Origin of the sequence: Streptomyces sp. JL2001 (assembly GCF_050917515.1) — a bacterium.
GTDB lineage: Bacteria > Actinomycetota > Actinomycetes > Streptomycetales > Streptomycetaceae > Streptomyces.
Genome location: NZ_CP169421.1, coordinates 994,685 through 1,014,652, shown reverse-complemented (window position 1 = coordinate 1,014,652; position 19,968 = coordinate 994,685). Strand labels below are relative to the sequence as shown.

The following is a 19,968-nucleotide window of genomic DNA, read 5'->3' as shown; positions in this document are numbered from 1 at the left end:
CATGAGCTACCTCGACTACACGGTGGGGGAGCCCGCCGTCGACCACAAGGCACCCGCCGGGCCCATCGCCGAGCGCTGGGACACCCGCCGGTTCCAGGCCAAGCTGGTCAACCCCGCCAACCGGCGCAGGCACACCGTCATCGTCGTGGGCACCGGACTCGCCGGCGGCTCCGCCGGCGCCACCCTGGCCGAACAGGGCTACCACGTCGTCCAGTTCTGCTACCAGGACTCCCCGCGCCGGGCCCACTCCATCGCCGCGCAGGGCGGCATCAACGCCGCCAAGAACTACCGCAACGACGGCGACTCGGTGCACCGCCTGTTCTACGACACCGTCAAGGGCGGCGACTTCCGCGCCCGCGAGTCCAACGTCCACCGCCTCGCCCAGATCTCCGTCGAGATCATCGACCAGTGCGTCGCCCAGGGCGTGCCCTTCGCCCGCGAGTACGGCGGACTCCTCGACACCCGCTCCTTCGGCGGCGTCCAGGTCTCCCGCACCTTCTACGCCCGCGGCCAGACGGGGCAGCAGCTCCTCCTCGGCGCCTACCAGGCGCTGTCCCGGCAGATCGCCGCGGGCAACGTCGAACTGCACGCCCGCACCGAGATGCTCGACCTGATCGTCGTCGACGGGCGGGCCCGCGGCATCGTCGCCCGCGACCTGGTCACCGGCACGATCTCCACGCACTACGCCGACGCGGTGGTGCTCGCCTCCGGCGGCTACGGCAACGTCTTCTACCTGTCGACGAACGCCATGAACTCCAACGCCACCGCGGTGTGGCGGGCCCACCGGCGCGGCGCCCACTTCGCCAACCCCTGCTTCACCCAGATCCACCCCACCTGCATCCCGCGCACCGGGGACCACCAGTCCAAGCTCACGCTGATGAGCGAGTCCCTGCGCAACGACGGCCGCATCTGGGTCCCCAAGGAGCGGGGCGACCACCGGCCCGCGGGCGAGATCCCCGAAGAGGAGCGCGACTACTACCTGGAGCGCATCTACCCCTCCTTCGGCAACCTCGTCCCGCGCGACATCGCCTCCCGCGCCGCCAAGAACGTCTGCGACGAGGGCCGCGGCGTCGGCCCCGGCGGGCAGGGCGTCTACCTCGACTTCGCCGACGCCATCGCCCGGATGGGCCGCAGGGCCGTCGAGGAGAAGTACGGCAACCTCTTCGACATGTACGAGCGGATCACCGCCGAGAACCCGTACGAGACGCCCATGCGGATCTACCCCGCCGTGCACTACACGATGGGCGGGCTGTGGGTCGACTACGACCTCCAGACCACCGTCCCCGGGCTCTTCGCCGTCGGCGAGGCCAACTTCTCCGACCACGGCGCCAACCGGCTCGGCGCCTCCGCCCTGATGCAGGGCCTCGCCGACGGCTACTTCGTCCTGCCGTCCACGATCAACGACTACCTCGCGCGCCACCCCTCCAGCGAGCCGCTCGACGACGGGCACCCGGTGGTCCGCGAGGTCCTGGCCGAGACCGAGGACCGGCTCCACCTGCTCCTCGCCGTCGACGGCGACCGCACCCCCGACTCCTTCCACCGCGAACTGGGCGAGCTGATGTGGGAGTACTGCGGCATGGCGCGCACCGGAGCCGGCCTGCGCAAGGCCCTGGAGCGCATCCCGCAGATCCGCGCCGAGTTCTGGCGCCGCATCAAGGTCCCGGGCACGGGCGAGGAGTTCAACCAGTCCCTGGAGAAGGCCAACAGGATCGTCGACTACCTCGAACTCGCCGAGCTCATGTGCCTCGACGCCCTGCACCGCGCCGAGTCCTGCGGCGGCCACTTCCGCGAGGAGTCCCAGACCGCCGACGGCGAGGCCGCCCGCCGCGACGAGGACTTCTCGTACGCCGCGGCCTGGGAGTTCAACGGCGGCGACGCGCCCGTCCTGCACAAGGAAGACCTCGTCTTCGAGTACGTCCACCCCACCCAGCGGAGCTACGCATGAAGCTCACCCTGCGCGTCTGGCGCCAGAAGAACGCCGACGCCGACGGCGCCATGTCCACCTACGAGGTGGACGGCATCTCCGCCGACATGTCGTTCCTGGAGATGCTCGACACCCTCAACGAGGACCTCATCCTCCGCGGCGACGACCCCGTCGCCTTCGACCACGACTGCCGCGAGGGCATCTGCGGCGCGTGCAGCCTCGTCATCGACGGCGAGGCCCACGGCCCCGAGCGGACCACGACCTGCCAGCTGCACATGCGGTCCTTCCGCGACGGCGACACGATCGACGTCGAACCCTGGCGCGCCTCGGCCTTCCCCGTCGTCAAGGACCTCGTCGTCGACCGCTCGGCCTTCGACCGGATCATCCAGGCCGGCGGTTACGTCAGCGTCCCCACCGGCGCGGCCCCCGAGGCGCACGCGACGCCGGTGCCGAAGGCCGACGCGGACCTCGCCTTCGAGCACGCGGAGTGCATCGGCTGCGGCGCCTGCGTGGCCGCCTGCCCCAACGGCTCGGCGATGCTCTTCACCTCGGCCAAGGTCAACCACCTGAACGTGCTGCCCCAGGGCGCCCCGGAGCGCGAGACCCGGGTCCTCGACATGGTCGGCCAGATGGACGCGGAGGGCTTCGGCGGCTGCACGCTGACCGGCGAGTGCGCGACCGCGTGCCCGAAGGGGATCCCGCTGCCCTCGATCGCCGCGATGAACAGGGAGTGGCTCCGGGCCCGGCGCAAGGCCGCGCGGGGGTAGGGCCGACCGTGGCCCCGTGCGATCGGCCGGGACACGACCGGGGCCGGGTACGGCGCGGGGGCGGACGGGTGCGTCCGGGAGACCCCGGCGCCCGGCGCCGCCCGCTCAGCCGCCGACCGCGCGCAGGGTGCCCGGCCGGCGGCCGACCAGCCGGTCAAGGGCCGCGGAGGTCGCCTCGTCGGCGGGCAGCTGCACCGTCATGCTCTGCCCGTCGGTCTCCGGCAGGTCGAGCACCTCGTACGACAGCCGCAGTTCGCCGACCTCCGGATGCACCAGCCGCTCCCGGCCCGAACGCGCCCGCATCAGCCCGGTGGCGGCGAACCGCTCGGAGAACACGGCCCCGGCGATGACCGTCAGCTCCCGCGCCAGCTCGGCGACGTACGGGTCCGACCGCGTGACGGGCAGGTACAGCGCGGCGACCTGCTGGTCGGCGATCCGGTCCCAGTCCGGGTACGCCGTACGGGCCCGCGGATCGGTGAAGACGTACCGGAGCAGGCTCGGCGGGTCGCCGTCGAGCATCCCCAGCGGGCCGGCGAGGAGCGCGTACCCCTCGCTGTAGCCGGCGACCTCGCCGACCGCGTTGGTGACCACGGCCGGGGTCGGCCCGAGCCGGTCGAGCAGGGCCCGCACGGTCGGCCGCACCGTCCGGGCCGGCGCCGGCGCCGCCGCGCACATGTGCTGGTGGTCCTGGGACTTGAGCAGCCGGCGCAGGTGCAACCGGGCGTCCAGCGGCAGCTGCAGCGCGTCGCTGAGGGCGCCCAGAACCTGCGACGAGGGGTTGCGGTCCCGGCCCTGCTCCAGCCTCGCCAGGTACTCGACGCTGATCCCGGCGAGCATCGCCAGCTCCGTCCGCCGCAGCCCCGGCGTCCGGCGCCGCGGCCCCGCCGGCAGCCCCGCGTCCGCGGGCGTCAGCGCCTCGCGGCGGGCGCGCAGGAAGGCACCGAGTTCGTTGTCGCTCATCCACCGATCGTAAGAGGACCCGGCGCCCCGAGGGTGGCCCTGTCACTACCAGCCTCCGCCGGGCCTTCCTCGCGCCGTCCCGAGGCCGCAGCGTGGAGCCATGACCACCGAATCGCAGAACACCACCACCACGCTTCCGCTCACCCCCGGCCGCTGGGCCGTCGACCCCCTGCACTCCAGCGTCGGATTCGCGATCCGCCACCTCGGGATCTCCAAGGTGCGCGGGCGCTTCAACGACCTCCAGGCCGAGCTGGTCGTCGGCACCACCCTCGACGACTCCTCGATCACCGCGACCGTCGCGCTCGCCTCGCTCGACACCGGCAACGCGGACCGGGACGCGCACGTGCGCAGTGCGGACCTGCTCGACGTCGACAAGCGGCCCACGATGACCTTCCGCTCGACCCGCATCGACGGCGCGGGCGGGGACTGGACCATGGCCGGAGACCTCACCATCGGCGACGTCACCCGTCCGGTCGCCTTCGACGTCGAGTTCGGCGGTCTCGTGGACGTGCCGTCGGACGGCAGCCGGCACGCGGGCTTCGACGCCACCGGCGAGTTCCGGCGCAGCGACTTCGGCCTCGACTTCGCTCCCGGCTTCCTCGGGGACGTGATCAAGGTGAACCTGGAGGTCCAGTTCGTCGAGCCGGCCTCGTCCTGACCGGTCAGCCGCCGAGCCGGGCCGCGAGATAGGGCGCGGTCCGGCTCGCCGCCGCCCGGGCCACCGCGGCCGGCGGCCCGGCCGCCACGATCCGGCCGCCCTCGTCGCCGCCGCCCGGCCCGAGGTCGATCACCCAGTCCGCGGTGGCCACCACGTCCATGTCGTGCTCCACGACGACCACCGAGTGACCCGCGTCGACCAGGTCGTGGAGCCGCCCCATCAGGACCTCGACATCGGCCGGATGCAGGCCGGTCGTCGGCTCGTCCAGCACGTAGAGGGTGTGGCCGCGGCGCAGGCGCTGGAGCTCGGAGGCGAGCTTGATGCGCTGCGCCTCGCCGCCCGACAGCTCCGTGGCCGGCTGGCCGAGCCGCAGATAGCCGAGGCCGACGTCGAGCAGCGTGCCCAGGCTGCGCACCGCCGCCGGGGTGTCCGCGAAGAACACGGCGGCCGCCTCCACGGTCAGGTCCAGCACCTCCGCGATGGTCAGCCCGCGCAGCCGGACCTCCAGCGTCTCGGGGTTGTAGCGGGCACCGTGACAGTCCGGGCACGGGGCGTACGTGCTGGGCAGGAAGAGCAGCTCCACCGAGACGAAGCCCTCGCCCTGGCACGTCTCGCACCGCCCGCCCGGGACGTTGAAGGAGAAGCGCCCCACCTGGTAGCCGCGCTCGCGGGCCTCGTCGGTGGCGGCGAACAGCCTGCGGACCACGTCGAACAGCCCCGTGTACGTGGCCAGGTTGGACCGGGGGGTCCGGCCGATCGGTTTCTGGTCGACCGTCACCAGCCGTTCCACTCCCGGAAGTTCCTCGCTGAGCGCGCCCACCAGCGTCGACTTCCCCGAGCCCGAGACGCCGGTCACCGCCGTCAGCACCCCGAGCGGGAACTCCGCTTCCAGACCACGGAGGTTGTGCCGCGTGACCGGACCCGTGCGCAGCCGGCCGGCGGGCGTCCGCAACTCCCGCCCCGGCACGGGGAGCGGACCGAAGAGGAAGCGCCGCGTCGCGGACTCCGCGACGGCCGCCAGACCCTGCGGCGGCCCGCTGTGCAGGACCCGGCCCCCGTGCACGCCCGCCCGCGGCCCGACGTCGACGAGCCAGTCGGCGTGCCGGATGACGTCGAGGTGGTGCTCCACCACGAACACCGAGTTGCCCGCCGCCTTGAGCCGGTCCAGGACCACCAGGAGCGCCTCGGTGTCGGCCGGATGAAGGCCCGCGGAGGGCTCGTCGAGCACGTACACCACGCCGAAGAGCCCCGAGCGCAACTGGGTGGCCAGACGCAGCCGTTGCAGCTCGCCGTTGGACAGGGACGGGGTCGTGCGGTCCAGGCTGAGGTAGCCGAGGCCCAGCTCGGTGACCGTGGCGATGCGCGCGACCAGATCCGCGGTGAGCACCCGGGCCGTCTCGCCCGCACCGCCGGCCGTGCCGTCGCCGTCGCCGTGGACCGCGGCCTGGAGCGCCTGCGCGAGCGCGGTCAGCGGCAGCGCCGCCAGGTCGGCGATCGTCCGGCCCGCGAAGGTCACCGCGAGCGCCTCGGGACGCAGCCGGCTGCCCCCGCACACCGGACAGGGCGAGGCGGTCAGGAACCGCTCCGCCTTCGCCCGGAGCGTGGCGCTCCTGGAGTCGGAGAACGTGTGCATCACGTAGCGGCGGGCGCTCGTGTACGTGCCCTGGTACGGGCGCTGGATCCGCCCCGCCTCGCGGACCGGATGGACGGTGACCACCGGCTGCTCGTCCGTGAACAGGATCCACTCGCGGTCCCGCGCGTCGAGCTCGCGCCAGGGCCGGTCGATGTCGTGGCCGAGCGCGTCCAGCACGTCGCGCAGGTTCTTGCCCTGCCACGCACCCGGCCACGCGGCGATCGCGCCCTCCCGGATCGACAGTCCCGGGTCGGGGACGAGGAGCTCCTCACTGGTGCGGTGCACGCGGCCGAGACCGTGGCACTCGGGGCAGGCCCCGACCGCCGTGTTCGGCGAGAACGCGTCCGAGTCGAGCCGCTCGGCACCCTCCGGGTAGCGGCCCGCGCGCGAGAACAGCATCCGCAGGGAGTTGGAGAGGGTGGTGACCGTCCCCACCGACGACCGGGCGTTCGGTGACGACCTGCGCTGTTCCAGGGAGACGGCGGGCGGCAGCCCGGTGATCTCCCCCACCTTCGGCGCGCCCACCTGATGGATCAGCCGCCGGGCGTACGGGGCCACCGACTCGAAGTACCGGCGCTGCGCCTCCGCGTAGATCGTGCCGAAGGCGAGCGAGGACTTGCCCGAGCCGGACACCCCGGTGAAGACGGCGATCGCGTCGCGCGGGATGTCGACGTCGACGCCGAGGAGGTTGTTCTCACGGGCGCCGCGGACACGGACGAAGGAGTCGGGGGAGTGCGCGGACATCCCTCGATTCTAGGTCGACGTCCCGTCGTTCGCGCTGGTCAGACCCGCGACGCGGGCGAGTCGGCGGTACGAGTCGAGCAGCGCCGCCCGGTCGTGGGTGCTCGTCGTGACCAGCACCTCCTGGGCGCCGCTCTCCTTCACCACCCGCTCCAGCTCGGCGCCGACCTGCTCCTCCGTGCCGTACACGTGCCCCGTCAGCCCCGCCTCGAACAGACCGCGCTGCTTCGCCGTCATCGCCGACTCCGCGATCCGCTCGACCGGCGGCAGCGGCGGGAAATCGCCCCGAGTCCGGGACCAGGCGGCGGACCAGGCCTCGGGGACCAGCAGGCGGCGGGCCTCCGCCTCGGTCCCGGCCACCGCCACCGTGCCCGACACGACGACGTACGGCTCCTCCGCCCAGGCCGACGGCCGAAACGCGGCGCGGTAGGCGTCGACGGCCGCCAGCATCCGCTCGCGCCCGCGCAGATCACCGACAACGAGCGGCAGACCCGCCTCCGCGGCCGTCGTGGCACCCTCGCCCGTCGCCAGCACGTACGGCGGCACCCGCAGACCCTCCGCCGGCCGGGCGTGGACCCCGGGGTGGGCCGTCTGCGTGCCGGTGAACCAGCCGAGCAGCTCGGTCAGCTGCTCGGCGAACCGCCCGGCGTCGTCCTTGTCCCGGCCCAGCGCCCGCCGGACACCGTCCGTGAAGCCGACCGAGCGGCCGAGCCCCATGTCGATCCGCCCCGGGAACAACGCCTCCAGGACACCGAACGCCTCCGCGACGAGCAGCGGCCGGTGGTTGGGGAGCATCACCCCGCCGGTGCCGACGCGGATGGCCGACGTCGCCGCCGCCACGGCCGCGGCCAGTACGGTCGGCGCGGATCCCGCCACCCCCGGCACGCCGTGGTGCTCCGAGACCCAGAAGCGGTGGTACCCCAGCGCCTCCACCTCCTGTGCGAGGCGCACGGTCGCGCGCAACGCCTCGGAGCCGTCCTCGCCCTCGCGGGTGCGGGAGCGGTCGAGGACGGAGAACCGGATGCCGTCGAGAGAAGAGGTCACACAGGGTTCAACGCATCGGCGCGAGGACGATTCCCGGTACCGGACGGCACCGGCGTGGGCCCGTGGGTCCTCTCCTCCGCCGTGGATCCGAGCCTGGCGGACGCCGCCGCCGATCCGCCGTGGATCCGAAGCCCCAGGACGCCGCTCACCGATCCGGCCTGATCGGCAAGACACCCCCTACGCTGGGCGGGTGACCCGAAGCAGCAGGCCCGTGGCCGTGTTCGACCTCGACAACACCCTCGCGGGGACCGCCCACCGTCAGCACCACCTGGAGGCGCGGCCCCGCGACTGGGCCGCGTTCTTCGCCGCGGCTCCCGAGGACCCGCCGCTCGCCGAGGGCGTCGCCCTGTGCCTGGAGGCGGCGCAGGAGTGCGAGGTGGTCTACCTGACGGGCCGACCGGAACGCTGCCGCCGGGACACCGTCGCCTGGCTGGCCGCACAGGGTCTGCCGGGGGGCCGTATCCACATGCGGGGCGCCCGCGACTTCCGCCCGGCGCGCCTGACCAAGCTGGAGGTCCTGCGCCGTCTCGGCCGCGACCGCGAGGTGCGGATGCTCGTCGACGACGACGAGCTGGTGTGCGACGCGGCCGAGGCAGCCGGATTCGAAGTCGTCCGGGCCCGCTGGGCGGCGCCGTCCGAGGAACTGAAGCAGGCCCAGGAGGGCGAGGGCCGCACCTGAGACCGGGCCGGCACCGGCCGCCCCCGCCCGGCACCGCCCGCCGCGCGTCGTGGGCGCCGCGACGGGGCACGCCGGCCCGCCGGCGCGGGCGAGCGGCCCGTCCGTGACGCCGGAGCTACTCGCCCTCCTCCAGGCGGAATCCGACCTTCAGGCCGACCTGGTAGTGCTCGATCGCGCCGTCCACGATGTGGCCGCGGACCTGCGTCACCTCGAACCAGTCGAGGGACCGCAGGGTCTGCGCGGCCCGCTCGATGCCATTGCGAATGGCCTGGTCGACTCCCTCCGGGGAGGTGCCGACGATCTCGGTGACGCGGTAGGTGTGGTTCGACATGGGGGCCGAACTCCTCTCGGTGGGGGTCATTCCACGGTGCCCCACCACGCCCCGGACCGCGACACGTCGGGCGCCGGGCGGAGCGCGGGGCGGGCGCGGGCGGCCGTCGCCGGGACCGGCCAGGACTTGACCACCCGGTTGGTCCAGACCAGAATCCAGGCCACATACCCGCGCGAACAACCCGTTCGGTCCCCCCACGTCGGGTCAGCTCCCCATGCCGCACTCCATTCATGGAACGCAGAAGGTGACCTACGTGAAGAACCGCCACCTCCTCTGTCCCCTGGCCGCCGTGACCGCCCTCGCGCTCTCCGCCTGCGGGCTCCTGCCCGGCGACGGCGACCAGACCCGGACCGTCAGTATCTGGCTGATGCGCGACAGCGTCAGCGAGGACTTCCTCCAGCGGTTCACCACCGCGTACGAGTCCCAGCACGCGGGCGTGAAACTGCAGTTCACCATCCAGGACTGGACGGGCATCGGCAAGAAGGTCACCGGGGCGATCAAGGGGGAGGGCGGACCCGACGTCATCGAGGTGGGCAACACCCAGGTCGCCCAGTACGCGGAGACCGACAGCCTCTACGACCTCACCCTGGAGTCGGCCCGCGACCTCGGCGGCGAGCAGTGGCTCCCCGGCCTCGCCGAACCCGGCCGCATCGACGGTGCCCAGTACGGCATCCCCTGGTACGCGGCGAACCGCATCGTGATCTACAACAAGGACCTCTTCAGACAGGCCGGCATCAGCAAGCCGCCGACGACGCGGGCGAAGTGGCTCGCCGACACGGAGAAGATCAACGACAGCGGCTCGCAGGGCATCTACCTCGCCGGCCAGGACTGGTACACCCTCGCGGGCTTCATCTGGGACGAGGGCGGTGAACTCGCCGTCGACCAGGGCGGCGCCTGGTCCGGCACCCTGGACACCCCGGCCGCGCTGCGCGGCATGGAGGTCTACAAGGAGCTGCAGGCCCTCGGCTCGGGTCCCAAGGACGCCGACGAGCAGACCCCGCCCCAGGCCGAGGTCTTCGCCCGGGGCGACGTCGCCCAGATCATCGCCACGCCCAGCGCCGTGGCCGCCATCACCAAGGTGAACCCGGAACTCGAGGAGAAGCTCGGCTTCTTCCCCATACCGGGCAAGCAGGCCGGCAAGCCCTGCGCCGTCTTCACCGGCGGCTCGGACCTGATCATCCCGGAGAACGCGCCCCAGCGCGGCGCGGCCCTCGACGTGGTCAAGGCCCTGGCCGGGGACAAGTGGCAGACCGAACTCGCCCGCGCGATGAACTACGTGCCCAACAAGTCCGGTCTCGCCTCGGTCGTCCAGGGCCGGGAGGCCACCTCCGTGATGGCCGTCGGCGCGGCACGCGGCCGGGCCACGCCCAACTCCCCGCAGTGGGCCGACGTCGAGGCCGACAACCCGATCAAGCCCTACATGACGGCCGTCCTGCAGGGCGAGGACCCCAAGGCGGCGGCCAAGGCGGCCTCGGCGAAGATCAGCTCGGCGCTCGCCGAATAGCATTCAGCGCCTCCACACCCGCCTGCCTCCGAACGGTCACGTCGAATCCAGCCGGTGACGGAAGAAACGAGGAGCCGGTCCGCCGCCGCGCGGCCCGGCCCTCACCGTCCCCTTCCGCCCGCCGGAGGAGCCCGACATGCCCGCACCGTCGTCCGCAGTCGCCGTCCCCGCCGCCCCCCGCCCCGCCGCCCGGGAGACCGTGGCCCCGGCCCTCCCGCAGGCCGCGCCCGGGGCCCGCCCGCGGTCCACACCCGGCGACGGCGGCGCCCCGCCGCGCTACGTCGTCACCCTCGCCCGCGACCAGGAGGACGTCCGCGCCGCCCAGCGCCTGCGGCACCAGGTCTTCGCGGGCGAGATGGGCGCCCGCCTCGACGGCCCCGAACCCGGTCTGGACGTCGACGCCTTCGACGCCTACTGCGACCACCTGCTGGTCCGCGAGGAGGAGACCGGCGAGATCGTCGGCACGTACCGGATACTGCCGCCCGAGCGTGCCCGGATCGCCGGACGGCTCTACTCCGAGAGCGAGTTCGACCTGACCCGGCTCGCGCCCCTGCGCGACGACCTCGTCGAGGTCGGCCGCTCGTGCGTCCATCCCGCCCACCGCAACGGCGCCGTCATCGCCCTGATCTGGGCCGGGCTCGCCCGCTACATGACCCGCACCGGCCACAACTGGCTGGCCGGCTGCTGCTCGATACCGCTCGCCGACGGCGGCGCGCTGGCCGCCGCCACCTGGGACACCGTCCGGACCAGGCATCTCGCGCCCGAGGAGTACTGGGTCACGCCCCACCGGCTCTGGACCCCCGAGGGCGTCGCCCGGCCCGAGGGCCGCGTCGAACTCCCCCCGCTGCTGCGCGGTTACCTCCGCCTCGGCGCCCGGGTCTGCGGAGCCCCCGCCCACGACGTGGACTTCGGGGTCGCCGACCTGTACGTCCTGCTGTCCCTGCGCGACACGAACCCCCGCTACCTGCGCCACTTCCTCTCCCTCGCACCCGCCCGGTGACCGCCGTCACCGGGCCCGGCGCGGCCGTCTCGCCCTGGCTGCCCACGGCACCCTGCACCCCGGGCCGGTGCGCCGCCCACCCCGGGCCGGCCGCCACGACCGTGGGTCCCGCCCGGGCCGTCGTCCGGCTGGCCGCCGGCCTGGCCACCGTGGTCACCGGCCTCCTGCTCGCACCCCTCGTCGCGCTCCTGCCGGCCGCCGCCCGCCGGGCGGCGACCCGCCGGTGGTGCCGGGCCGTCGTCCGCGCCTTCGGCGTCCGCCTCCGGGTCACCGGGGTCCCCGCCGCGGGCCCGGTGCTCGTCGTCGCCAACCACGTCTCGTGGCTGGACATCCCGCTCGTCGCCGCGGTGCTGCCCGGCCGGATGCTCGCCAAGACCGAGGTCCGGTCCTGGCCGGTGCTGGGACGGCTCGCGGCACGCGGGGGCACGCTGTTCATCGACCGCGACCGGCTGCGCGCCCTCCCCGGCACCGTCGGCGCGATCGGCGCCGTGCTCGCCGGCGGTGACCGCGTGATCGTTTTCCCCGAGGGCTCCACCTGGTGCGGGCGGGCGGCGGGCGCCTTCCGGCCCGCCGCCTTCCAGGCCGCGCTCGACATCGGCGTCGGCGTCCAGCCGGTCCGCCTCGTCTACGGCCCCGCCGGACCGGCCGCGTTCGTGGGGGACGACCCGCTGGTCGCGTCCCTCTGGCGGATCGCGACGGCCGGCGGACTGACCGCCGAGGTACGGATCCTCGATCCGCTCCCCGGCGGCCGGTACCCGGACCGCCGCGCCCTCGCCGCGGCGGCTCAGCGCGCGATCGCCAGCGACAGCGCGAACCGTTCCTTCCGGTCCGTCCACCAGCGGGTCAGCTCCAGCCCCGCGTCCGAGAGCTCGCTGCGCACCCCGGCCTGACGGAACTTCGCCGACACCTCCGTCCGCACCTCCTCGCCCTTCTCGAACGGCACGATCAGGTCCAGCTCCGGGATCTTCACGGTGAGCGCGTGCCGCGCCCGCAACCGCATCTCGATCCACTCCCGGTCCCGGTCCCACAGCGCCACGTGGTCGAAGTCCTCCGGCCGTACGTCCGCGTCCAACTCGCGCGCGATGACCGCCAGCACGTTCTTGTTGAACGCGGCCGTGACACCGGCGGCGTCGTCGTACGCGGCGACCAGCGTCGCCTCGTCCTTCACCAGGTCCGTGCCGAGCAGCAGCGCGTCCCCGGGGCTGAGCATCGTCCGCACCGAGCGCAGGAAGACCGCGCGCTCGTCGGGCAGCAGGTTCCCGATGGTGCCGCCCAGGAAGGCGACCAGGCGCGGCCCGGGGGTGTCGGGCAGTTCGAGCCCCCGGGTGAAGTCGGCGACCAGGGCGTGGATGTCCAGCCCCGGCCGCTCGGCCAGCAGCGCCTCGGCCGCCCCGGTCAGCGCCGACCGGCTGACGTCCACCGGCACGTAGCTCTGCAGGTCCGGCAGCAGCGCGTCGATCAGGAAACGGGTCTTCTCCGAGGACCCGGACCCCAGCTCCACCAGGGTGCGGGCCCCGGTGGCCGCCGCGATGTCGGACGCCCGGTCGATCAGGATCTCCCGCTCGGCGCGGGTCGGGTAGTACTCGGGGAGGCGGGTGATCTCCTCGAAGAGCTCACTGCCGCGGGCGTCGTAGAACCACTTCGGCGGCAGCTCCTTGGGCGCGCGGGTCAGACCGTCGTGCACGTCGGCGCGCAGAGCGGCCTCGGTGGCGTCCTCGGGCAGGGTGCGGGTCAGCTGGAACGGGCTCACGGGGAGGGCTCCTTGAGCGGGGTGAGGGTGACATCGGCGCGGGTGGCGGACAGCAGCGTGCGGTCCGGCACCTCGCGCCAGAGCGGGTCGTCGTCGTACGGCTCGGATGCCACGACCGTGCGCGGCGCGCCGTTCCGGTCGGGACCCGTCAGGTACCACAGGGAGTTGCCCCAGGCGGTCGCGGTGATCTCCGAGCCGTCCGTGAGCAGCAGGTTCAGCGTCGCGCCCGGGGCCGCGCCGGCGGCCTCGCGCACGGTGTCGGCGAGTGCCCGGCCGGCGCCGTCCCCGGCGCGCAGCCGGTGCAGTGCCAGCGCCCAGAGGAGGGCCGAGTCGGTCCGCGCCTCCATCCGGAGCAGCTCCGCGGCCGGCAGGGCCGCCGCCAGGCCGGCGAGGGCGTCGGGCCAGCCGCCGACCGCGCCGTTGTGACTGAACAGCCACGGGCCTGCGGCGAAGGGGGCCGCCGCCGCCTCTCCGTCGGCGCCGGGCAGGGTGGCTCCCCGGACGGCGGCCAGCAGTGCCGCGGGGCGCAGGACCCGCGCGAGGTCGCCGAAGGAGAGGTCGGACCAGAGCGGCACGGCCCGGCGGTAGCGGGCCGGCACCGGGTCGCCCGGCACGTACCAGCCCACCCCGAAGCCGTCCGCGTTCACGACACCACTGGTCTGCAGCCGCGGCTCCCACGCCTGCCGGTGCAGGGAGTGCTCGGGCCGTACCAGCAGCTCGCCGAGGGCCACCGGCTCGCCGACGTAGGCGAGATGCCGGCACATCAGGCGAGCTCCGCGTCGCGCGCGGTCCGGAAGCCCGAGAAGATCTGACGGCGCACCGGCAGGTCCCAGTTGCGGAACGTGCCCCGGCAGGCCACCTGGTCCACGGCGAACGAGCCGCCCCGCAGCACCTTGTGCGCGGGCCCGAAGAAGACCTCCGAGTACTCCTTGTACGGGAACGCGGTGAATCCCGGGTAGGGCAGGAAGTCGCTGGACGTCCACTCCCACACGTCGCCGATGAGCTGGCGGACGCCGAGCGGCGAGGCGCCCTCGGGATAGCCGCCGGCCGGTGCCGGCCGCAGGTGCCGCTGACCCAGGTTGGCGTGGGCCGGGGTGGGGTCGGCGTCGCCCCACGGATAGCGCCGGGACCGTCCGGTCGCCGGGTCGTGGCGGGCCGCCTTCTCCCACTCGGCCTCCGTCGGGAGCCGGCGCCCCGCCCAGCGGGCGTAGGCGTCCGCCTCGTACCAGCTGACGTGCACCACCGGTTCGTCCTCGGGCACCGGCTCCGTCACGCCGAACCGGCGCCGCAGCCACTGCCCGCCCGAGCGCCGCCAGAACAGCGGCGCGCCGATGCCGTGCTGCCGGATCTGCGCCCAGCCCTCCGCCTGCCACCAGCGCTCGTCGGTGTAGCCGCCGTCCGCGACGAAGGCCATGTAGGCGCCGTTGGTGACGGGCACGGTGTCGACGAAGAACGACGGGACGACCCGGGTGTGGGCGGGCCGTTCGTTGTCCAGCGCCCACGGTTCGTCGGAGGTCCCCATGGTGAACGGTCCGCCGGGCACCAGGACTTCGGAGGGCAGAGCGCCGGTGTCGGTCCTCGGCGGCGGCGGGGCGGTCAGCGCCGCCGGCCCCGTACGCAGCTGATGGGTGATCAGCATGGTCTCGTCGTGCTGCTGTTCGTGCTGGGCGATCATCCCGAAGGCGAACCCCGCCTCGACCAGCGGCGCCCCGGCCAGCGCGGTGCCGGCCAGCACGTCCAGCACCCGGCCGCGTACGTCGGAGGCGTACGCGCGGGCTTCGGCGGGCGGGAGCAGCGGCAGCGTCGGCCGGCTGGCCCGGGGATGCTCGAACGCGTCGTAGAGGGAGTCGATCTCGGGCCGCAGCGCGTCACGGCCGGCGACCGCCCGCCACAACCACTGCTCCTCCTGGTTGCCGATGTGCGCCAGGTCCCACACCAGGGGCGACATCAGCGGAGAGTGCTGGGCGACGAGTTCGTCGTCCTCCACGCAGGAGGTGAGCAGCGCGGTGCGCTCGCGCGCGGTGGTGAGCGCGTCCAGCGCCCGCTGCCGAAGGGCGGTCGGGTCGTCGGTCACGGTCATGACCGCACCTCCTGGAGTTCGTCGGCGGGGCAGCTGCCCGGGATCACGTACCGCTCGTGGAAGGCGGCCACCGCGTCCTGCACGGCGGTGCTCGCCCCGATCCGGGGCAGGGCCTCCAGCGCGGCGGGGAACGCCACCAGCGCCGCGGCGTGCAGTTCGGCATCCGTCAGCCCGTCCCGGGCCGCGGCGAGCCACAGCGGATTGCGCGGGGCCGGACGCGTACCGGCGTACTCGGCCAGCGGCTTGACGGCCCGGTAGACGCTCTCCGTGGCCTCCGGGTCCTCGAAGAGGGCGGTGGTCACGGCCACCGGCACGATCCAGCCGTCGGCGCCCGGCTGCGCGTCGACCATCCGCAGCTCCAGATGGCCCCGCGGCCGTACCGGCGGGAAGAGTGTCGTCATGTGGTAGTGCAGGTCGTCCTCGACGGGCGGACGGGGCCGGCCCGTGCGCAGCCACTCCCTGAACGTCAGCCCCTCGGGCGCCTGCCACGGCCCGTCGTCGGACCGCACGCACATCACCGGGGTGTCGAGCACGTGCGCGGCCCAGGCGGCGCGCGGGTCGCCGTCCGGGCCCGGCGCGAGCGCCCGCACCGGATCGAGGTCCGTCCACAGCGCCTGCCGGGTCGAGCGCCAGCCGGTCGGCCGGCCGCCGTGGACGGGGGACGCGGCGAACGCCGCGACCAGTACCGCGCCCAGCAGATGGGCGAGCTGCCAGCGCCGGTGGTACCCGAGCGGCCCCGGCTCCTCGTGGCCCGCGTCCAGGCAGATCTGCACCGAGGCCGAGTCGCACATCATGGCTCGGCCCGCGGGCCCGGTGCGGTCGAAGAGCCGCTCCATCGCGTCGTAGCGGGGCTCGTGCAGCATCCGCTCGCGGGGCGCGTGCCACGGGTCGACCCCGTAGCCGCTGAGGGAGAGACCGAGCGGGCCGAGCGCGCCGCGCACCGCGCGCAGATCGGCCGAGAGGGTGTCGAGGCACTCCATGAGGGAGGCGGCGGGCGGGGAGCTGAGCTCCAGCTGCCCGCCCGGCTCGAAGGTGAGCGCCGAGGCCAGCGGCAGGGCCCGGACGCCGTCGATGGCCGCGGACAGGCGCGGCGGGGGGACGGGAAGCCGCGGATCACGCAGCTCGTGGACGAACCATTCCAGCTCGACCCCGACGGTGCGGGGCGGGCCCGTCTTGAAGCAGATACATCGCAGCAGCTCCTCCGCCTCGCTCTCGGTGAGAGGGGGGCCGCTGTGCGGTATGCCGCTCGGCGACATGTCGGAACCTCCTGTTCGGGAAGGCGCTGATTCCACCTAAAGCCACCTCCGACGGGCGTGCAAGACCGCCTCTTCGGCCCCTCTGGAAATCCCGTTGCCCCACCGTCACACGATCGATCAAGCTCAGGGGCATGAGTGCACGACTGCGGGGGATCGCGAAACAGACCGAGGAGATCGTGGAGGCGGGCCGCTACCGGGCGCCCGACGGCCGCACGGTGTCCATCGAGGCGGAACTGGCCGCCGCGGTGGCCGGAACCACGCTGTACGGCCCCGAACCCGTCCGGGTCGTCCCGGACCGGGACCGCGACACCGCCATAGAGGTGACGGACGAGAGCAGCCTGGTCGCCGCCCGCAGGCTGACCGCGGCGGACACCGCCCCCGTCGCCGTGCTGAACTTCGCCTCCGCCCGCAACCCCGGCGGCGGCTACCTCAACGGCGCCCAGGCCCAGGAGGAGGCCGTCTGCCGGGCCTCCGCCCTGTACACGACCCTCCTGACCGCGCCCGCGTACTACGAGCACCATCGGGCCGAGCGGGACGCCTTCTACACGGACCGCGTCATCCACTCGCCCGGGGTGCCGGTCTTCCGCGACGACCGCGGGGCTCTCCTGGACGAGCCGTTCACCGTCGGGTTCCTCACCTCGCCGGCACCGAACGCGGGCGTCATTTGCCGGCGGACGCCCCACCTCGCCGACCGGATCCCGGCCGCCCTCGCCGCCCGTTCCGAGCGGGTCCTGGAGACGGCGGTGGCGGGCGGGTATCGCCGGCTCGTGCTCGGCGCGTGGGGCTGCGGCGTCTTCCGGAACGACCCGGCCGAGGTGGCCGGCACGTTCCGGCGGCTGCTCACCGGGGAGGGCCGCTTCGCCGGCCACTTCGACGAGATCGTCTTCGCGGTCCTGGACCGCACCGACGGCCGCACCACCCTGGGCGCCTTCCGGCGGGTCTACGAGGCCGCCTGACCCGCCTGACCCGCCTGACCCGCCTGACCCGCCCGACCCCCGGCCCGGGGCCGGTCCGGGCGAGGCCCCGGGGGGAGGGACCTTCCGTACGGGCCCTTCCGGACGGGTCCTACGACCAGCCGTAGCGCTCGATCAGCCGGTCCACGACCCGGTCGAACCGCGGCCGGTCCAGCGCGCAGGCCTCGCGGCGCATGCCCGCCTCGTGGACCCGCAGGACGCGGTCCAGATCCACCCACGACTCGCGCCGCGCGCTGTCCCAGTCGCCCACCCCGATCGCCACCCACTCCCGGTCGTGGTCGTGGCGCTTGCTCGACAGCTGCACGGCCAGCAGCGTCCCGGCCGCCTCCCGCGCGACCACGAGCACGGGGCGGTCCTTGCCCCGCCCGTCGTTCTCCTCGAAGGGCACCCAGGTCCAGACGATCTCCCCGGGGTCCGGATCGCCGTCGCGGTCCGGGGCGTACGAGGTCCGGACGGGGCCGACCTCCCGGGGATCGGCCTCGGTGGTGGCGTGCGAGGACTGCGACGACGGCGAGGACTGCGAGTACATGGTCACGGGCCCACCGTAGGGGGCCGGACCGCCCGCCCCGCGCGGGCCGTCCCTGACGTGCGACGTCCGTAGCCGCGTGCAAGGCTGAGAACGGCCCAGCGTCCGACGTTCCGCTACAGGAGGCACGATCGTGGGCAAGAAACAGACCCGGGTGAACCATGGCGCCCGCACGGGCGGCCACGAACAGAGGACCGAGAGCGCGGCGAAGGAACGGGCGGCCACCTCCCCGACGGGTGAGGCCCCGCGTCCGCTCATCCAGCAGGTCGCCCACAAGAAGGAGCGGAAGTTCGGTCACAACTGACCGACACCGCTCGAACACACCGCGGGCGGGGGCCCGGCGCCGTCACGGCGCCGGGCCCCGCCCCGTGCTCACGCCCGGTCGTCGTCGACCGGGATCGCCGTCGAGCCGGCCGTGGCCGCCTCCGTACCGGCCGGGATCGCCTCGGCCCGGGGAGCCGCCGCCACCCCGTTCTTCGCGGGCGCGGGCGCACCACCGGCGGGGCTCATCGACGCGAGCAGCTGACGGGCCACTCCGAGCCCGGTCCCTCCCATGGTCAGTGCCTTGGCGAACATGTCCGCCATGCCGTCGGCGCCGTTCAGCAGGACCATCTGGTCCACGTTGCCGAAGGCGGACGCGCCCGCCTCGACGATCTCCGGCCACTTCTCGGCCAGCTGCTGGGCGACCACCGCCTCCTGGTTCTCGGCGAGCGCCGCGGCGCGTGCCTTGATGGCCTCCGCCTCGGCCAGACCCTTGGCACGGGTCGCCTCCGCGGCCGCCAGACCCCGGGCGTGCTGCGCCGCCGCCTCCGCCTCACCGGTGAGCCGGGTCGCCGTGGCCCGGGCCGCGCTCGCCAGCTCGGTCTCCTTCGCCTCGGCCTGGGCCGCCGAGATCCGCGCGTCGCGCTCGGCATCGGCCAGCGTCCGTGTCTCGTACGCCATCGCGTCCGCCGGCTTGCGGACCTCCGCCTGGAGCTGCTGCTCCTTGCGGTGACCCTCGAGCTCGGCGACCCGCGTCTCCTGGACGACCACCTCCTGGCGCGCCGCCGCGTCCGCCAGCGGGCCGGCCTGCCGGGCCTTCGCGGACGCCTGGTCCCGCTCGGCCTGGTAGCCGGCCTGCAGGATCTCGCTGTCCCGGGTCGCCTCCGACATCCGGGCCGCGGCCATCTGCTCGGCCTCGGTCGCCCGGCGGTTGGCCTCCGCCTGCGCGATCCTGGCGTCCCGCTGGACGGCCGCCGCGTGCGGCGCGGCCAGGTTCTTGATGTACCCGGTCGGGTCCTCGATCTCGTGGATCTGCAGCGAGTCGACGATCAGGCCGAGCTTCTCCATCTCCGTGCCACAGGCCGAACGCGCCTGCCCGGTCAGCTTCTCCCGGTCCCGGATCATGTCCTCGACCGTCAACCCGCCCACGATCGCGCGGAGATGACCGGCGAAGACGATGTGCACCCGTTCCGACATCAGCTTCTGCTGGTCGAGGAAACGACGGGCCGCGTTGGCGATCGACACGAAGTCGTCACCGACCTTGAAGATGACCACGCCGCGGACCTTGAGCGGAATACCCTGGTGCGTCACGCACTCGACGGACAGCTGGGTCTCGTTGAGGTCCAGCGAGAGTTTCCGTACGGCCTGGACGCCCGGCAGCACGAGCGTGCCGCGCCCCGTGACGATCCGGAAGCCCATGCCCTCGCCGAGGCCCTCCATCTTGTGGTTGGAGCCGGAGATGATCAGAGCCTCGTTGGGTTCCGCGACGCGCCACATCAACTTGAACACTGCGAACAGAGCGAGGAGAGCGGCTACCGCGCCGCCCGCCAGCATGCCGATGCCCATGGGCAGCTCCCCCTTCGCCGGAGCCGTGCGGATCCGGTGAAGGGAGTGTGCGCCCCGCGGGGGCGCCGCTCAATGGATCGGTCAACTGTCGTACGCGGCTGTGACATAGACGGTGCGTGGAGGGAGATGTTCCACGACCATCACGACCGTTCCGGGACCGATCCGGTCCTTGCCCGTCGCCGGATAGGCGAGGAAGTGCTCGGCCCCGCCGCGGATCCGGACGATCACCTCGCCGACGAGACCGGGCCCGACGGTGCCGGTCACCCGGCCGAGCATTCCCACCATCGAGACGTCGTCCATGACCAAAAGGTACG

Annotated in this window: 21 protein-coding genes; 9 read left to right on the top strand and 12 right to left on the bottom strand. The window is 73.8% G+C overall.

Annotation, left to right across the window (positions count from 1 at the left end; translation table 11 throughout):
- Position 1: 1 nt before the first annotated feature.
- Together ACE1OA_RS04500 and ACE1OA_RS04495 are read left to right on the top strand one after the other, a co-directional pair.
- Complete coding sequence (locus ACE1OA_RS04500; RefSeq protein ID WP_356779567.1) at positions 2 to 1,945, top strand: fumarate reductase/succinate dehydrogenase flavoprotein subunit; 1,944 nt, start codon at positions 2 to 4, stop codon at positions 1,943 to 1,945.
- Positions 1,942 to 2,691, top strand: coding sequence for a succinate dehydrogenase/fumarate reductase iron-sulfur subunit (locus ACE1OA_RS04495; RefSeq protein WP_356606456.1), 750 nt, complete (start codon positions 1,942 to 1,944; stop codon positions 2,689 to 2,691). Before ACE1OA_RS04500 ends, ACE1OA_RS04495 begins: the two co-directional genes overlap by 4 nt.
- Before the next feature lie 105 nt (positions 2,692 to 2,796).
- Here ACE1OA_RS04495 and ACE1OA_RS04490 read toward each other — a convergent pair whose 3' ends face one another.
- The gene (locus ACE1OA_RS04490) at positions 2,797 to 3,651 is read right to left on the bottom strand and encodes a helix-turn-helix domain-containing protein (RefSeq protein ID WP_356606458.1); all 855 of its coding nucleotides are present in this window, start codon (positions 3,649 to 3,651) and stop codon (positions 2,797 to 2,799) included.
- 100 nt (positions 3,652 to 3,751) lie between these two features.
- Here ACE1OA_RS04490 and ACE1OA_RS04485 point away from each other — a divergent pair, with 100 nt between their 5' ends.
- The gene (locus tag ACE1OA_RS04485; RefSeq protein WP_432752302.1) at positions 3,752 to 4,309 is read left to right on the top strand and encodes a YceI family protein; all 558 of its coding nucleotides are present in this window, start codon (positions 3,752 to 3,754) and stop codon (positions 4,307 to 4,309) included.
- Positions 4,310 to 4,313: 4 nt separating this feature from the next.
- On the opposite strand, the gene ACE1OA_RS04480 is transcribed toward ACE1OA_RS04485, so the two are convergent.
- Both ACE1OA_RS04480 and ACE1OA_RS04475 read right to left on the bottom strand, forming a co-directional pair.
- Positions 4,314 to 6,686, bottom strand: a complete 2,373-nt coding sequence (locus ACE1OA_RS04480) for an ATP-binding cassette domain-containing protein (RefSeq protein ID WP_432752301.1) — start codon at positions 6,684 to 6,686, stop codon at positions 4,314 to 4,316.
- 9 nt (positions 6,687 to 6,695) lie between these two features.
- On the bottom strand, positions 6,696 to 7,727 hold the full coding sequence (locus ACE1OA_RS04475; RefSeq protein ID WP_384866536.1) for an LLM class flavin-dependent oxidoreductase: 1,032 nt from the start codon (positions 7,725 to 7,727) through the stop codon (positions 6,696 to 6,698).
- 190 nt (positions 7,728 to 7,917) lie between these two features.
- Between ACE1OA_RS04475 and ACE1OA_RS04470 the strand changes: the two genes are divergently transcribed.
- Positions 7,918 to 8,406: a hypothetical protein gene (locus ACE1OA_RS04470; protein ID WP_356606466.1), complete on the top strand. Its 489-nt coding sequence runs from the start codon at positions 7,918 to 7,920 to the stop codon at positions 8,404 to 8,406.
- Between the two features lie 115 nt (positions 8,407 to 8,521).
- On the opposite strand, the gene ACE1OA_RS04465 is transcribed toward ACE1OA_RS04470, so the two are convergent.
- Together ACE1OA_RS04465 and ACE1OA_RS04460 are read right to left on the bottom strand one after the other, a co-directional pair.
- A complete protein-coding gene (locus ACE1OA_RS04465) occupies positions 8,522 to 8,737 on the bottom strand; it encodes a dodecin (protein WP_147980108.1) in 216 nt (71 codons plus the stop codon).
- A gap of 26 nt (positions 8,738 to 8,763) precedes the next feature.
- Complete coding sequence (locus ACE1OA_RS04460; RefSeq protein ID WP_356606468.1) at positions 8,764 to 8,901, bottom strand: hypothetical protein; 138 nt, start codon at positions 8,899 to 8,901, stop codon at positions 8,764 to 8,766.
- A gap of 89 nt (positions 8,902 to 8,990) precedes the next feature.
- Between ACE1OA_RS04460 and ACE1OA_RS04455 the strand changes: the two genes are divergently transcribed.
- From ACE1OA_RS04455 to ACE1OA_RS04445, 3 genes are all read left to right on the top strand, one after another.
- The gene (locus ACE1OA_RS04455) at positions 8,991 to 10,241 is read left to right on the top strand and encodes an extracellular solute-binding protein (protein ID WP_432752300.1); all 1,251 of its coding nucleotides are present in this window, start codon (positions 8,991 to 8,993) and stop codon (positions 10,239 to 10,241) included.
- Positions 10,242 to 10,377: 136 nt separating this feature from the next.
- The gene (locus ACE1OA_RS04450; protein ID WP_356606472.1) at positions 10,378 to 11,241 is read left to right on the top strand and encodes a GNAT family N-acetyltransferase; all 864 of its coding nucleotides are present in this window, start codon (positions 10,378 to 10,380) and stop codon (positions 11,239 to 11,241) included.
- Positions 11,238 to 12,131, top strand: a complete 894-nt coding sequence (locus tag ACE1OA_RS04445; protein WP_432752299.1) for a lysophospholipid acyltransferase family protein — start codon at positions 11,238 to 11,240, stop codon at positions 12,129 to 12,131. Before ACE1OA_RS04450 ends, ACE1OA_RS04445 begins: the two co-directional genes overlap by 4 nt.
- On the opposite strand, the gene egtD is transcribed toward ACE1OA_RS04445, so the two are convergent.
- The 4 genes from egtD to egtA are packed head-to-tail and all read right to left on the bottom strand — an operon-like array spanning position 12,026 to position 16,327.
- A complete protein-coding gene (gene egtD, locus ACE1OA_RS04440) occupies positions 12,026 to 12,991 on the bottom strand; it encodes an L-histidine N(alpha)-methyltransferase (protein WP_356606476.1) in 966 nt (321 codons plus the stop codon). The genes ACE1OA_RS04445 and egtD overlap by 106 nt on opposite strands.
- Entirely contained in the window at positions 12,988 to 13,755 is a 768-nt protein-coding gene (egtC, locus tag ACE1OA_RS04435; RefSeq protein WP_384866542.1) for an ergothioneine biosynthesis protein EgtC, read from the bottom strand. The genes egtD and egtC overlap by 4 nt, the downstream gene beginning before the upstream one ends.
- The gene (gene egtB, locus ACE1OA_RS04430; RefSeq protein WP_432752298.1) at positions 13,755 to 15,071 is read right to left on the bottom strand and encodes an ergothioneine biosynthesis protein EgtB; all 1,317 of its coding nucleotides are present in this window, start codon (positions 15,069 to 15,071) and stop codon (positions 13,755 to 13,757) included. The genes egtC and egtB overlap by 1 nt, the downstream gene beginning before the upstream one ends.
- Positions 15,068 to 16,327, bottom strand: a complete 1,260-nt coding sequence (gene egtA, locus ACE1OA_RS04425) for an ergothioneine biosynthesis glutamate--cysteine ligase EgtA (RefSeq protein ID WP_356606482.1) — start codon at positions 16,325 to 16,327, stop codon at positions 15,068 to 15,070. The genes egtB and egtA overlap by 4 nt, the downstream gene beginning before the upstream one ends.
- Positions 16,328 to 16,458: 131 nt before the next feature.
- Between egtA and ACE1OA_RS04420 the strand changes: the two genes are divergently transcribed.
- Complete coding sequence (locus ACE1OA_RS04420; protein ID WP_432752297.1) at positions 16,459 to 17,283, top strand: TIGR02452 family protein; 825 nt, start codon at positions 16,459 to 16,461, stop codon at positions 17,281 to 17,283.
- A 109-nt stretch (positions 17,284 to 17,392) separates the two neighbouring features.
- Here the strand turns inward: ACE1OA_RS04420 and ACE1OA_RS04415 are convergent, their stop codons facing one another.
- Entirely contained in the window at positions 17,393 to 17,830 is a 438-nt protein-coding gene (locus ACE1OA_RS04415) for a type II toxin-antitoxin system PemK/MazF family toxin (protein WP_432754033.1), read from the bottom strand.
- A gap of 130 nt (positions 17,831 to 17,960) precedes the next feature.
- On the opposite strand from ACE1OA_RS04415, the gene ACE1OA_RS04410 reads away from it, so the two are divergent.
- On the top strand, positions 17,961 to 18,131 hold the full coding sequence (locus ACE1OA_RS04410; protein WP_356606486.1) for a hypothetical protein: 171 nt from the start codon (positions 17,961 to 17,963) through the stop codon (positions 18,129 to 18,131).
- A gap of 68 nt (positions 18,132 to 18,199) precedes the next feature.
- Here the strand turns inward: ACE1OA_RS04410 and ACE1OA_RS04405 are convergent, their stop codons facing one another.
- Both ACE1OA_RS04405 and ACE1OA_RS04400 read right to left on the bottom strand, forming a co-directional pair.
- Positions 18,200 to 19,654 (bottom strand): SPFH domain-containing protein, encoded by a 1,455-nt coding sequence (locus ACE1OA_RS04405; protein ID WP_356780536.1) that lies wholly within the window; start codon positions 19,652 to 19,654, stop codon positions 18,200 to 18,202.
- 81 nt (positions 19,655 to 19,735) lie between these two features.
- Positions 19,736 to 19,954 carry a hypothetical protein gene (locus ACE1OA_RS04400; RefSeq protein ID WP_356606490.1) on the bottom strand — a complete coding sequence of 73 codons (219 nt, stop codon included), beginning with the start codon at positions 19,952 to 19,954 and terminating at the stop codon, positions 19,736 to 19,738.
- Positions 19,955 to 19,968 lie beyond the last annotated feature (14 nt).

Coding starts and splice junctions, on each gene's coding strand:
- ACE1OA_RS04420 (WP_432752297.1), top strand. CDS start 16,459: ATGAGTGCACGACTGCGGGGGATCGCGAAACAGACCGAGGAGATCGTG.
- egtB (WP_432752298.1), bottom strand. CDS start 15,071: ATGACCGTGACCGACGACCCGACCGCCCTTCGGCAGCGGGCGCTGGAC.
- ACE1OA_RS04405 (WP_356780536.1), bottom strand. CDS start 19,654: ATGGGCATCGGCATGCTGGCGGGCGGCGCGGTAGCCGCTCTCCTCGCT.
- ACE1OA_RS04500 (WP_356779567.1), top strand. CDS start 2: ATGAGCTACCTCGACTACACGGTGGGGGAGCCCGCCGTCGACCACAAG.
- egtC (WP_384866542.1), bottom strand. CDS start 13,755: ATGTGCCGGCATCTCGCCTACGTCGGCGAGCCGGTGGCCCTCGGCGAG.
- ACE1OA_RS04480 (WP_432752301.1), bottom strand. CDS start 6,686: ATGTCCGCGCACTCCCCCGACTCCTTCGTCCGTGTCCGCGGCGCCCGT.
- ACE1OA_RS04485 (WP_432752302.1), top strand. CDS start 3,752: ATGACCACCGAATCGCAGAACACCACCACCACGCTTCCGCTCACCCCC.
- ACE1OA_RS04400 (WP_356606490.1), bottom strand. CDS start 19,954: ATGGACGACGTCTCGATGGTGGGAATGCTCGGCCGGGTGACCGGCACC.
- ACE1OA_RS04495 (WP_356606456.1), top strand. CDS start 1,942: ATGAAGCTCACCCTGCGCGTCTGGCGCCAGAAGAACGCCGACGCCGAC.
- ACE1OA_RS04490 (WP_356606458.1), bottom strand. CDS start 3,651: ATGAGCGACAACGAACTCGGTGCCTTCCTGCGCGCCCGCCGCGAGGCG.
- egtA (WP_356606482.1), bottom strand. CDS start 16,327: ATGTCGCCGAGCGGCATACCGCACAGCGGCCCCCCTCTCACCGAGAGC.
- ACE1OA_RS04415 (WP_432754033.1), bottom strand. CDS start 17,830: ATGTACTCGCAGTCCTCGCCGTCGTCGCAGTCCTCGCACGCCACCACC.
- ACE1OA_RS04465 (WP_147980108.1), bottom strand. CDS start 8,737: ATGTCGAACCACACCTACCGCGTCACCGAGATCGTCGGCACCTCCCCG.
- ACE1OA_RS04450 (WP_356606472.1), top strand. CDS start 10,378: ATGCCCGCACCGTCGTCCGCAGTCGCCGTCCCCGCCGCCCCCCGCCCC.